This window comes from Aquimarina algiphila, from assembly GCF_947494415.1.
Taxonomy (GTDB): domain Bacteria; phylum Bacteroidota; class Bacteroidia; order Flavobacteriales; family Flavobacteriaceae; genus Aquimarina; species Aquimarina algiphila.
The window spans coordinates 28,005-41,498 of the sequence record NZ_CANLVC010000003.1; the positions used below are offsets into that span (position 1 = coordinate 28,005).

A 13,494-nucleotide genomic window follows, 5' to 3' on the forward strand; every position below is an offset into this window, starting at 1 on the left:
CTGCATTTAGAAAGCTTTTATTAAGAAAACACAGTCTTGCACTTAGCAAAAAAATATTAAATCACTACAGAGTTTACCTTGTGATCATCTCTAAGTATTCATTCCTTTCTTGTTTTACTGTTAGAAATCTAAAATATTTATTCTAAATTTTGGTTAATTATATAAGTTGGTTGAAAACTATTAGTATACCTAATTTTTTTTAACAGAAAACTTTTTACTTTTACCAAATACTATTAATTCTGAATCATAAACTATGTCCAATACGGTATTAAGCCTTAAAAATGCTTCAATCTATCAACGTGAAAGCTTAATTCTATCTGATGTCAATGTAGAAGTAAACAAAGGTGATTTTGTATATCTTATTGGTAAAACCGGTACAGGAAAAAGTAGTTTTATGAAAACCTTATATGGTGACCTTCCATTATTAGAAGGCGAAGGAAGTATTGTTGACTTTGATCTTCCTTCATTACAAGAAAATCAAATTCCTTTTCTGAGAAGAAAACTGGGTATTGTATTTCAAGATTTCAAATTATTAAATGACCGAACTGTAAAAGGTAATCTTGTATTTGTGCTTAAGGCTACTGGATGGACAGATGAAAAAGCAATGGATAGTAAAATTGATGATGTTTTGGATAAGGTAGGAATGAAAACTAAAGATTTTAAATTTCCTTATCAATTATCTGGTGGAGAACAACAACGCATTGCGATTGCAAGAGCACTATTAAACGATCCAGAATTAATATTAGCAGATGAGCCTACTGGGAATCTTGATCCACAAACCTCTGTTGAAGTTATGGAAGTATTACAAGATATTAATAAAAATGGTAATACCATTCTTATGGCTACTCATGATTATGCTTTACTTCTTAAATACCCTTCTAAAACCTTAAAGTGCGATGGAAATAAAGTTTTTGAAGTTGTACAAAGAAAAGGATAGCACAAAACATCAACTTTAATCAATTCGAAAACATTTGAGTTTAAAAACTTCCCGAAAACGAGTACTAAAACTGATGAAATACAGTAATTTGTGTTTTTTGTCGTAAAAAAAATGTGTTTTACCGAATATTTAACGTTTTTTACAAGTTCCACTCCGGTTTTTCTTATTACATTTGTAATGTCAAAAAATAAAGAAATTAAATACGGCAATTCGCCCCAAATATCGAATAAGCCCCCAAACATTTAATTCGCCCCAAACCAAAACCCCAAAATATCGAAAGAAAAACCCGAGTTAGCTCGGGTTTTTTCGTTTTTATAGTATTGATGTTTTTAGTACACTCTCCAAATTCTTAAAGTTTTTATAAAAATCTAAACATTAATTAGTTTGGCCCAATTCCTGTAATCTATCCTATAAAAGAGTACTCTATTATCTCTTTTTAAAAATTATTGTATCACATAAAAAGTAAGGTTATGAAATTATTCTATGGGATTATGATTATTGATATCAAAGCATTAAAGAATTTTTTGAAACAATTACCTGGGGCTAGTAGATATGCTATGAGAAAGTAAAGTTTTTCAGGTTGTATTTAAAAAAAGATCAAGAATATCTGTTTTTGATTTGGTATAAAAAAACCCCAGACAAAAATCTGGGGTTTTAATTTTAAACTTCATTATATCGTTTACACAATCTTATTTCGTTTACGTTCAACCTCGGTAAGGAAGATTTTTCGTAATCTTAAATGATTCGGAGTTACCTCAACATACTCATCTTTTTGAATATATTCTAAAGCTTCTTCCAAAGAAAATTTAATCGCAGGTACGATCTTAGCTTTATCATCAGCACCAGAAGAACGTACATTTGATAATTTTTTAGTCTTCGTAATATTAACGGTCATATCATCTCCACGAGAATTTTCACCAATTACTTGTCCTTCATAGATATCTTCTCCCGGATCTACAAAAAACTTACCTCTATCCTGAAGCTTATCAATAGAATAAGGAATTGCTGATCCTTTTTCCATAGATACTAATGATCCATTAATACGTCCCGGAATATCTCCTTTTAGGGGTTGATACTCTTTAAAACGGTGCGCCATAATTGCCTCTCCTGCTGTAGCTGTCAATAATTGGTTACGCAAACCAATAATCCCCCTTGATGGTATCATAAATTCACAAACCATGCGATCTCCTTTGGCTTCCATGCTAAGCATCTCGCCTTTACGCAATGTCACCATTTCCACAGCTTTTCCAGAAACATTTTCTGGTAAATCAATGGTTAATTCTTCTATAGGCTCACATTTTTTACCATCAATTTCTTTGATAATTACTTGTGGTTGCCCTATCTGTAACTCATAACCTTCACGTCTCATCGTTTCGATCAATACAGATAAGTGCAATACTCCTCTACCAAATACTAAAAATTTATCAGCACTATCGGTATCATTAACTCGTAATGCAAGGTTCTTCTCTAATTCTTTAGCTAGTCTCTCCTTAATATGTCTTGAGGTTACAAACTTTCCATCCTTACCAAAGAAAGGTGAATCATTGATGGTAAACAACATACTCATTGTTGGTTCATCAATAGCAATTGTTTTTAACCCTTCGGGGTTTTCTATATCTGCTACTGTATCTCCAATCTCAAAACCTTCTAGTCCAACCAATGCACAGATATCACCAGCTTCTACTTTATCTACTTTCATTCTCCCTAAACCTTCAAAAGTATGGAGTTCTTTGATTTTTGATTTTTTAATAGTTCCATCACGTTTTACCAAAGAAACCTGCATCCCTTCTGTCAATGTTCCTCTTTGTAAACGCCCAATAGCAATACGTCCTGTAAATGAAGAGAAATCCAAAGATGTAATTAACATCTGTGTAGTACCTTCCTCGATTTTTGGTGCAGGAATATGCTCTATAACCATATCTAATAATGGTTCGATATTATCAGTTTCATTCTTCCAGTCCTCACTCATCCAGTTATTCTTAGCAGAACCGTATACTGTTGGAAAATCCAACTGCCATTCTTCTGCGCCAAGTTCAAACATCAAATCAAAAACTTTTTCATGAACTTCGTCAGGAGTACAATTTTCTTTGTCAACTTTATTAACAACTACACAAGGTTTTAATCCCAGATCAATTGCTTTTTGCAACACAAAACGTGTCTGAGGCATTGGCCCTTCAAAAGCATCAACAAGAAGTAATACTCCATCTGCCATATTTAAAACACGCTCTACCTCACCACCAAAATCGGCGTGACCAGGAGTATCTATAATATTAATTTTGGTTCCTTTATAAATAACCGAAACATTTTTTGAAGTAATCGTTATTCCTCTTTCACGTTCCAGGTCGTTATTATCCAAAATCAAATCGCCCGTATTCTCATTTTCACGAAATAATTGACAATGGTACATAATCTTATCTACCAACGTAGTCTTACCGTGATCTACGTGAGCAATTATTGCAATGTTCTTTATAGCTGTCATAAACGCCTCATTTTTAAGGCTGCAAAGGTACGAGTTATTTTGACAGGTTGTATATGAAAACTCAATTATTAAAAAAGCTTTAAAATCTAGCTTACAAAACCTTCATATAAAGCTTGTTTAATATTAAGAAATGGTATATAATTTAATAAAATCAATTATTTCCCAAATGCCCAACCTAATCTAAAGTTGACAATTGGAGCCATAGATTGATCATTATCATTAAAAGCATACCCCACTCCAAGTTCCAAACCTAGGTTAAATCCCGAATTATAGGTGCGCTGAAATCCCCAAACTGGCCCTACTTGTCCTACATAATCTATATCTGTATCTAAATCTCCTAGTATAGGATCTCCATGTGCAATATAGGTAGTCATAGCCAAATAATTTGCAGAATTGCCTGAAGTATTCTTTCCTTTATTCGCTCGTTTTTCAAAATTATAGTAATACCTGTAAGCCCCTTCAAACGTAAGAAACACCCCATAATCCTCATCATTATTCGATTTCACATAGGCCAATCCGGTTCCTAACCTAAAATCTAAGGTAGCATTCTCACTTACCCCGACTTCATACTCTACCCCTGGAGTAAGCAATAAGTTGGCTTTAAACATTTGTTTTTCTACTTTATTTGTCTGGTTTTGTGCTGATAATAATAATGTACTAAAAAGGAAAATTGCTGTGAGTATTTTCTTCATGATTTTGCGTGTTTAATGTAAATGGTTTGGTTTTAATCAAACTTCTTGCCATGATTACTTTTATTAATAATTCTTTCCCTTCAAATTCTAAAAGGATTATCTTTACTGCCTCAAAAAAAGTAAAATGGATCTTTCTGAAATCAAAAACATAAAAAATCTAGATGCTAACAATTTTTTTCTTTTGGCTGGACCATGTGCCATCGAAGGAGAAGAAATGGCATTACGCATTGCAGAAAAAGTAGTTGGTATTACTTCAAAACTTAAAATACCATATGTTTTCAAAGGATCTTTTAAAAAAGCTAATCGCAGTAGAATTGATAGTTTTACAGGGATAGGTAATGAAAAAGCCTTAAAAATCTTACGTAAAGTAGGTGAAACATTTGAAGTCCCAACGGTTACTGATATTCATGAAAATGAAGATGCTGCACTTGCAGCAGAATATGTTGACATTTTACAAATTCCTGCATTTTTAGTACGCCAGACGGATCTTGTAGTAGCTGCCGCTAATACAGGAAAAACGGTTAACTTAAAGAAAGGGCAATTTATGAGTCCTGAAGCCATGCAGCATGCAGTAAGAAAGGTTAAAGATAGTGGTAACAATAAAGCTATGATTACAGATCGTGGAACCATGTTTGGTTACCAGGATATGATTGTAGATTTTAGAGGAATACCTACTATGAAACAATATGGAACTACTGTTCTTGATGTTACACATTCTCTACAACAACCTAATCAATCCAGTGGCGTTACGGGAGGAAGACCAGACATGATAGAAACCATAGCTCGTGCCGGAATTGTTACAGGTGTTGACGGTTTATTTATGGAAACTCATTTTGATCCTGCTAATGCCAAAAGTGATGGAGCAAATATGCTTCACTTAGACTATTTAGAAAAGCTATTAAGCAATTTGGTTGCTATAAGACAAACGGTAAACAGTTTATAAGTAAACTTCATTCTATTTGTAGAACTTTTTATCTTTAACGAGATAAGCATTTTGTAAAACTTCAATTAAAACAGTTTCATTGATCTCATCTATGCTTTTATAGCGCAGTGATTTCATTACTTTACGTCCCGCAGTAGTCATATGCTCAAGATGTACTGTGATATGGCCTGCATTCCAAAACCCTACATCCACATAGCCTTTGTTAGCATTTAGATAACAAAAGGGTTTATTGTCTATGTAATAAAAAGGAATCTTATATTTATATAGTAATTCTACAGAAGGAATAGTATTCTCGATCAACACTTGAAGATGCAATAAAATTGTTTTAAAAGGTTCTGATTGAGTAAGGATATAATGTTCTGCAGGGTTCATATATTAAACATATTTTAAGGTTACAAGCAATTTCTCTCAAAACTTAAGTAACAATTACAATTATTAAGACATATATAATAAACTAGGAAACTACATAAATCAAAGAAATGAAAAAAAATATTTTTACAATAGTCTTGGTCATGATTATTCTCAATATTAATGCACAAGAAGTGACTTCTTTTTTAAATATCAAAAGAAATACTACAGCTAGTATTACTGCCCTTTTAGGTTATACAGATAGTAATTGGACCGGAACATTGTTTTGGAATAAAATTGGAGATGTTAGAATTAGGAGTATAGATTCAGAATTTCACTTTGATCGTAATGGTAATTTTGGAATTGGAACCGCTTATCCAGATAAAAACTTAAGTATATGGAGTGCCGAAAGTTCTTACCTAAATCTAAAAACTAACAATGGGCACGAATTCTTAATTGGAGCAGACATTAACGGAGGAATTATTTCGACTATGTCAAATCATGATTTAAGTATTAGAGCTGGTAGTAATTCTACAAAAATGATTGTTAAAGCAAATGGAAATATAGGAATTGGAACTACTAATCCAGATATGAAACTTACCGTAAAAGGAAATATTCATGCTGAAGAAGTAAAAATTGATCTTAATGTTCCCGCTCCAGATTACGTATTCAAAAGTGATTATAATTTGAGAAGTATAGAAGAAGTAGAAACTTTTATTAAAGAAAATAGTCATTTACCAGAAATCCCATCTGCAAAAGAGTTTGAACAAAATGGAGTAATGCAGGCCCAAATGGACATGAATCTACTTAAAAAAATTGAAGAATTGACGTTGTATACCATTCAACAAGAAAAACAATTGGACAAGCAGTCTGATGAGATTGAAGAATTAAAATCTTTGGTTAAAAAAATATTTGATTCCAAAAAGTAGAAAGGCTATAACACAAAAATAAAAAACAATAAAACGATTTTTTACTTGAACAATTAAAATACTATGCAATTGCATTTACGAATTGTTAAATCTTAAAGCATTGTTAATGTTTAATTTGTCTTTTTCCTAAAAAAAATTAACTTCGACAAGGACTAAACAAAAAAACTTTATCAACCTAACTGTATTTAAACCACCCCAATAATACGATAATCTACAATTATTTATGGAAAATCTTTACGAAAAAACCTCTGCTAAAGTTCCAGACAATTTAACAAAACCTACCTCTTCTTTTAGGAGACATGTATGGCTTGCCATGGGAGGGTTAATACTATTTGTTGCAGCTTATGCTACTTTAACATGGTGGTTTGGGCATACGGCGTACCGATTATTTTCTGATTCATTTTCTGGAGGCAAAGATGCATTTATGGATTTTGTAATTGCATTACCAAATCTATTCCTTTTTATTTTCATGATCAAAGCATTATTCTTTATAAAAAGAGGTGGTGACCCAAATCAAAAAGAAATTACCGAAAAAGAAGAACCTACATTATTTAGTTATTTATATCAACTTGCAGATGATGCAGGTGCTCCACGCCCTCATAAAGTGTTTTTATCCAGCAGAGTAAATGCCAGTGTATCTTATGACCTATCGGTGCTTAATTTTTTCTTTCCATCAAAGAAAAATTTAGAAATTGGTATCGGCCTTATTAATGTACTTAACTTGGGTGAATTTAAAGCCGTACTTGCTCATGAATTTGGTCATTTTGCGCAACGATCTATGTTGGTTGGTAGATGGGTATATATGTCCCATCAGATCGCAGCTCATATTATCGGAAAGCGAGATGCTCTTGATAAATTCCTTCAAACCATCTCATATCTAGATCTAAGAATAGCATGGATAGGATGGATTTTATCTCTAATCGTTTGGTCAATTAGAGCTCTTGTAGAAATATGCTTTAAAATAGTAGTTATTGCGCACAGAGCACTTTCTAGAGAAATGGAATTTCATGCAGATCTTATTGCTGTATCCTTAACAGGAAGTGATGCTCTTATACATGCATTACATAGGTTACAAGCTGCAGATGATGCCTATGACAAATCATTAAACATGGTTAATCATGCTCTTAATAAAGAAAAAGCAGTAGTCGATATGTTTGCTCTACAAACTAATGCTATCGAGCGAATGGGCTATATTCTTAACGAAAAAGAATATGGCGTTTCACCTATTATCCCAAAAGAATCTCCTGAAAAAAATAGAATTTTTACCTCAAAATTGGCAAACCCACCAAAAATGTGGGCAACCCATCCGGCCGACCATGATAGAGAAAACAATGCAAAAAAAATATATGTAAGTGCTCCTATTGATAATCGACCAGCCTGGGTTCTATTTAAAAACCCTGAAGAGATAAAAAGAAGTATTACTGCAGCATTAGTTGAAACCGCAAAAATAAAAACCACTCCCCTTTCTACCGAGGAAAGTATTGCAGAACAAAATAAAATATTTGATAAAGTATACTATGATCCAAAATATAGAGGTGTTTATCTAGATCGTGATTTTTTTAGGACGTATGAAAATGCTTCCGAAATTTATTTAAAAGACACTTCTTTTGCTGACTTAAAAAAAGAAATCACATCCCTATATCCAGAATCACTAAATGAAGATTTAGAAATTCTTAAAACTATAAATGAAGAACATGTATTACTTACAGCCTTAAAAGAAAAAATACTTACAGCACCGGGAGGAGTAATTATGTATCGAGGAGAACAAATCTCAAGAAAAGATCTTCCTGCGGTAATTAAAAATGTAGATAAAGAGTTAGTCGAAGCTCAAAGTAAAGTTCGATCTCATGATCAATTAAGTCGTTCTGTTTCTCTAGCCTCGGCTAAACAAATTGGCAATGGGTGGGAAAAGTATTTAAACAATTTATCTTGTATTCTACATTATGCAGAACATAGTCGCGCAAATATAGAAGATGCCGAAAATGTACTGTATAACGTACTTAATGTAGTCATGGCAGATGGAAAGGTTACCTCTTCAGAACTAGACAGATTACTTAGAGTAGCTAATGATCTTCACGGAGTTTTACAAAAAGTATATGTAAATGGTGAAAGTATACAACTTACCAAAGAACTTCTCGATCAACTAGACACCAAAAGCTGGCAAGAATATACAGGTAAATTTGATTTGGTATATGCCAATCGAGACAATATCAATAAATGGATGGAAGTTATTGAGAGTTGGACTAATACAATTAAATCTGCCCTATCAAAACTTCGTTCTATTGCACTCGAAAGCCTTCTTAAAAGCGAAGAATATGTAAACAATCTGGTTCTTAATGAACAAGTTTCAGAGCAACCAGCTCCCATGCCATCATCTTTACCAGAAAAATATAATTTACTTATCCCTGGTTCAGAAAGACCTATTCAGAAAAAACTTGGATGGTGGGATCGTTTCCAAACCTCGGATGGAGTACTACCTTCTATAGCAAAATTAGCTGTTGCTGCTGCTATTATAAGTATTACTGTTTTTGCCGGAAGTTATGTCGGCACTTCCTCCCTTGCTATTTACAATGGGCTCGGAAAACAAGTTATTGTTCAAATTGATGGAAAAGAACTCGAATTAGATCCTTATACTTCAAAGAAAATAGCCTTAAGTACTACTGATGGAATTTCTGTAAGAACAATTTCTGCTGATGATCAAACAGAAATTGAATCTTTTACTCCAGAAACAGAATCTACTTCTGAGATGTATATTTATAATATTGGAAATGCTGCCGCCTTATTAAAATGGACTATTTTCTATGGAGGCACACCTTACAATAACGATAAATATCTTGGAGCAGCACGTTGGAGTACTACTAATGCAGATTATGTCATGGAAGAGCCTCCTTCTTCTATGTCAACAAGTGGATCATCTACCACCAGAGATGTTCTGGACGCTTATGCCAATATTGCTCCGGGAAATTTATTAAGTATGGTAGAGTCTAAAGAAGATATGACAGCAATGGTCCTTTCTCATGCCAAATGGGATAGTCGTGAGTCTCCACATATTATGACTTGGTTAAGTGTTGCACAAAATTTTGAAGGTTTTAACGACATTCTTAAAGATCGATTAGGTAAAACCCCGGATGATCCACTTTTTCTAAGAATGCAACAAGAAAGTGCTGTAGGAGATGCTAAATCCAAAGTATGTGAAAAACATAGTAAACTAGCAGCTTCTCACCCAAATAATGGAAATTATTTTTACCTCAAGACCCGTTGTATGGGGGATGGGCCAGCACAAGACAACGCCTTTAAACAAGGAAATAAGAAATGGCCCGATAACCCATGGCTAGCTTTTGCTGCTGGATATACATACGCCAACTCTCAAAACTGGAGAAATGCAGAAAAATGCATGAAAACGGCTATAAAAAACGAACCTGCATTGAGCTATTATATAAGTATTGATTTAAAAAGAATTCAAAATGTACTTGGGAAAAATGACAAAGGAGCATTTAGATCAGATATCAAAATAGAGTATTTGGATTATATAGAAAATCTGGAGAAAAATGAATTTAAAATTAAAGATTCTCCAGATTATGCGTATACTTTATTAAATAAAGGAAAGATTAAAGCGGCTATTGAACAAGTAAAAAATGACGACTTACAATATGTTATCCTAAGACAAGCAGCTGTTTCTGATGGAGCAGAACCAAAAGTTATAGAATCCGCATTATCGTTAAGTCTTGAAAAAGGAATAAATGATTATACGATTTGGTCTGCAATTGGTCTTGCTGTTAGAGAAGGACAAAACCTCCAGCCTTATAAAACTAAAATTAAAGAACTCTATCCCGAAAGAGAAACCATAATATTTGATTTTGTTGACTTAGTTAAAAACAATAACATGGCAGCTGCAGAGGCAATAATAAAAGACATGAGACCCCTAGAAATAGGATCTTTTTATTCTTTAGGTACTATCATTTTAAGAGATAAAGCTCCAAAACGATGGAGAGCTAATGCAAAAGGACTCTTATTTTTAAATGAACGACCATATTTCGAGTAAATTCAAAAGAAATATAATCTTGTCATAAAACCACAACAAGATCCAATTTTATACTAAGACATACTCTAACGTATTACTGAAAGAACCCAATCTAATTGGGTTCTTTTTTTACATCCCTCAATCGCTATTTTCATTCAGTATTATGAAATCATTTAAAAGCTATTCTTACAAATGCAAGAACATCCTGAATAACTTAATTCATACTAAAACTTGCATAATTCAATATTTTAAATTTACTTTGTATTTCAAAGTACTTTTAATATGAGCACAGAAGAATACTTAAAAGACATTACAGAGATTAAAGACATGATGAACAAATCATCTCGTTTTTTCTCTCTTAGCGGTTTATCAGGGATAATGGCAGGAATCTACGCACTTATTGGCGCTGCGGTAGCTTTTTATTTAGACAGCATCATTGGTAGAGGATATCTGATTTTAAACAGTAAACTTTTTTATTATATCCTGATTGATTTAGTTATCATAGCATTACTTAGTATTCTAACTGCTATTATTTTAAGCGTTAGAAAAGCTAAAAAAAATAATGAAACCTTATGGAATAGTGCTTCCAAAAGATTGCTTACTGCATTTCTGATCCCGTTAATTACGGGCGGGATATACATTATCATAAAAATTTCTAGTCACCATTATGGACTTACCGGTTCACTAATGCTAATTTTCTATGGTCTTGCTCTTGTCAACGCATCAAAGTACACAATTGGGAATGTAAAATATTTGGGATATATAGAAATTGTATTAGGTTTGATCTGTGCAATATATCCAGGATATGGTTTTTGGTTTTGGGTACTTGGTTTTGGAGTTATGCATATTATATACGGAAGTTTGATATATTTTAATGAAAATTCAAAATCTTCATGACAGAAAATTAAATGGGTGTATTTGAATTAACTCTGATGTTATTAAATTATATATTAAACTAGCCAGAATGTAATCTGAAAAGATTCTTGCCTTTGTAAGAATGAAAAATGGGAAGTATAATTAACAATATAAACAAAGCTTTTGATCATCGAATTCGATTAGGGATTATGTCGGTTTTAATGGTGAATGAATATGCTGATTTCAAAATGCTGAAAGAACTTCTCGGTGCTACTGATGGTAATTTAGCGAGTCATACTAAAGCTTTGGAAAAAGAAGACTATATAAAAGTGGAGAAATCCTTTATTGGAAGAAAACCTAACACAAGATACAACGCAACAAAGAAAGGTCGTGAAGCTTTTAAAAAACATGTAGAAGCTATTGAAAAGTTATTAAAGCAATAGCTATATTTTTTTATCAATTAACTTTGAATTTCAAAGTACTTTAAAATATTATAATGAGAGCATTTATTTTAGAAACAATATACGAGTGGAGTAAAAAACCGTATCAAAAATGGTTTAAAAACCAACCTTCATGGGATATTCCTATAAAAGCTTTAATCCAATATCCTAAAGAAAGCTTGGGGTTTCATCTGGGTTGTTTTATGCTGCAACATGATTTTAGTCCACAACCAAAATTAGAGAATCATGATGTTTTTCATGTATTAACCAATACAGGAGTGTCTGTCCCAGAAGAGATTTCAATGCAATATTATCTTTTAGGAAATGGAAAAAGGAGCATATATCTTATTTCTGTAATTTTTCTTGGTACTCTACTCTATCCAGATAAATTCCAATTGTTTAGTAAAGCATATAAAAAAGGGAAAGCTGCATATACTTTTTACCAACTTGATTATAAAAAACTTTTACATCAACCTATACAAAACTTACAAACCACGTTTTTAATATCGAAAGTATGAAAATAGCACAGCGTATTAATAAAATTGCAATCATCATAGCTATTACAAGCTTTATTTTAGGAACCATACTCTTATTATACTATAGTATCACTCAACATCGTGAAACCATAGAAATAGGCATGCTCTATGTTCAGATCACATTTGTCATAAACGCAATAGTACTCATCACACTTATTTTAAATGCTATAATCAACTACAAACGCTATAAAGAAAACCTAATAACAATATTATTAATCTCTTTAAACATTCCGATTGTATATGTATATATAATGATTGCAGAGGTTATCTATTTTGGCTAACAATCACATCAACATATTCAAAATTTATAAATCACATTTTAATATCAGTACTATGAGAATTATACAACCTATTAATAAAAAAGCATTGGCAATAGCAACGATAAGTTTTCTTTTAGGGACTATCTTATTACTATTCTACCTGATTTCACAATCCAGCATAGTTGCAGACATAGGGTTCTTCTATGTTATCATAGCAACCGTCTTAAACAGCATCACTTTTATAGGACTAATTACCAATGCTATGATTAATTATCAATATTATAGAGAGAACCTGACCACAATCATTTTAGTCATTCTCAATATCCCAGTCACGTTGGGATATATCACTATTGCTATCAATAATCCTTTACAAAACTTTTTTGCATCATGAATACTATTTATAAAGAACTACCTTTTATTAAAGGTTTTATAACTGCAGTAACCTTCAGTTTTGTACTCTTACTTACCAGAATTATAAAAACCGATTCTTCGTTCTATCTTTTCCTGGTTTGGAATCTCTTTTTGGCTTGTATCCCTTATGGTATCACAATCCTCATTAGTTTAGGCAAAACAAACCGTTTTGTGTTCTGGTTAGGTTTTATAATCTGGTTACTCTTTTTGCCTAATTCACCATATATACTTACCGATCTACAGCATATTAGATTAAGCACTTTGCAATCAGTATGGTTCGATGTTTTATTGATACTTTCTTTTGCCATTAACGGGTTAATTATTGGTTTCGCTTCATTATGGATGATGCAGACATTACTTAGGGAAAAGTTTTCAAAAACAACTACCAATATTATTACCTATCTGATTTTACTGCTTTGCGGTTTCGGAATTTACCTGGGAAGAGTTTTAAGATGGAATAGCTGGGATGTATTACAGGATCCTACCGGAATTTTATCTGATGTTTTAAAACGAATTATATTCCCATCTCAACATATTAATACCTGGGCATTTACAATTGGTTTTGGCGGTTTTTTAATCATCACATATCGATGTATACAATACTATCAAGAAAAAAATAATTAAAAACAAACACTATAAATTT

13 protein-coding genes are annotated in these 13,494 nt (G+C 32.4%); 10 read left to right on the top strand and 3 right to left on the bottom strand.

The features are described from left to right. Positions 1-253 precede the first annotated feature (253 nt). Complete coding sequence (locus tag PQF96_RS05990; protein WP_109434817.1) at positions 254-937, top strand: cell division ATP-binding protein FtsE; 684 nt, start codon at positions 254-256, stop codon at positions 935-937. Positions 938-1,616: 679 nt separating this feature from the next. Here PQF96_RS05990 and typA read toward each other — a convergent pair. Together typA and PQF96_RS06000 are read right to left on the bottom strand one after the other, a co-directional pair. Beyond that, positions 1,617-3,416, bottom strand: a complete 1,800-nt coding sequence (gene typA, locus PQF96_RS05995; protein WP_109434816.1) for a translational GTPase TypA — start codon at positions 3,414-3,416, stop codon at positions 1,617-1,619. Positions 3,417-3,571: 155 nt separating this feature from the next. Further along, positions 3,572-4,108, bottom strand: a complete 537-nt coding sequence (locus PQF96_RS06000) for a DUF3575 domain-containing protein (RefSeq protein WP_271765419.1) — start codon at positions 4,106-4,108, stop codon at positions 3,572-3,574. A 124-nt stretch (positions 4,109-4,232) separates the two neighbouring features. Here PQF96_RS06000 and kdsA point away from each other — a divergent pair, with 124 nt between their 5' ends. Beyond that, positions 4,233-5,051: a 3-deoxy-8-phosphooctulonate synthase gene (gene kdsA / locus PQF96_RS06005; RefSeq protein ID WP_143916436.1), complete on the top strand. Its 819-nt coding sequence runs from the start codon at positions 4,233-4,235 to the stop codon at positions 5,049-5,051. 12 nt (positions 5,052-5,063) lie between these two features. Here kdsA and PQF96_RS06010 read toward each other — a convergent pair whose 3' ends face one another. Further along, on the bottom strand, positions 5,064-5,423 hold the full coding sequence (locus tag PQF96_RS06010) for a DUF1801 domain-containing protein (protein ID WP_271765420.1): 360 nt from the start codon (positions 5,421-5,423) through the stop codon (positions 5,064-5,066). A gap of 107 nt (positions 5,424-5,530) precedes the next feature. Here PQF96_RS06010 and PQF96_RS06015 point away from each other — a divergent pair, with 107 nt between their 5' ends. The 8 genes from PQF96_RS06015 to PQF96_RS06050 all read left to right on the top strand — a co-directional run bounded on the left by PQF96_RS06015 (position 5,531) and on the right by PQF96_RS06050 (position 13,475). After that, positions 5,531-6,328 (top strand): tail fiber protein, encoded by a 798-nt coding sequence (locus tag PQF96_RS06015; RefSeq protein ID WP_271765421.1) that lies wholly within the window; start codon positions 5,531-5,533, stop codon positions 6,326-6,328. A 223-nt stretch (positions 6,329-6,551) separates the two neighbouring features. Continuing rightward, entirely contained in the window at positions 6,552-10,370 is a 3,819-nt protein-coding gene (locus PQF96_RS06020; protein WP_271765422.1) for a M48 family metallopeptidase, read from the top strand. 261 nt (positions 10,371-10,631) lie between these two features. After that, entirely contained in the window at positions 10,632-11,246 is a 615-nt protein-coding gene (locus tag PQF96_RS06025; protein WP_109434811.1) for a hypothetical protein, read from the top strand. A 107-nt stretch (positions 11,247-11,353) separates the two neighbouring features. After that, positions 11,354-11,647: a winged helix-turn-helix domain-containing protein gene (locus PQF96_RS06030; RefSeq protein WP_109434810.1), complete on the top strand. Its 294-nt coding sequence runs from the start codon at positions 11,354-11,356 to the stop codon at positions 11,645-11,647. Positions 11,648-11,700: 53 nt separating this feature from the next. Then, the gene (locus PQF96_RS06035; RefSeq protein WP_109434809.1) at positions 11,701-12,162 is read left to right on the top strand and encodes a Coq4 family protein; all 462 of its coding nucleotides are present in this window, start codon (positions 11,701-11,703) and stop codon (positions 12,160-12,162) included. Then, positions 12,159-12,461, top strand: a complete 303-nt coding sequence (locus tag PQF96_RS06040) for a hypothetical protein (RefSeq protein ID WP_109434808.1) — start codon at positions 12,159-12,161, stop codon at positions 12,459-12,461. Before PQF96_RS06035 ends, PQF96_RS06040 begins: the two co-directional genes overlap by 4 nt. Positions 12,462-12,513: 52 nt before the next feature. Beyond that, on the top strand, positions 12,514-12,831 hold the full coding sequence (locus tag PQF96_RS06045; protein WP_271765423.1) for a hypothetical protein: 318 nt from the start codon (positions 12,514-12,516) through the stop codon (positions 12,829-12,831). Then, on the top strand, positions 12,828-13,475 hold the full coding sequence (locus PQF96_RS06050; protein WP_109434806.1) for a DUF1361 domain-containing protein: 648 nt from the start codon (positions 12,828-12,830) through the stop codon (positions 13,473-13,475). The genes PQF96_RS06045 and PQF96_RS06050 overlap by 4 nt, the downstream gene beginning before the upstream one ends. Positions 13,476-13,494: the final 19 nt, after the last annotated feature.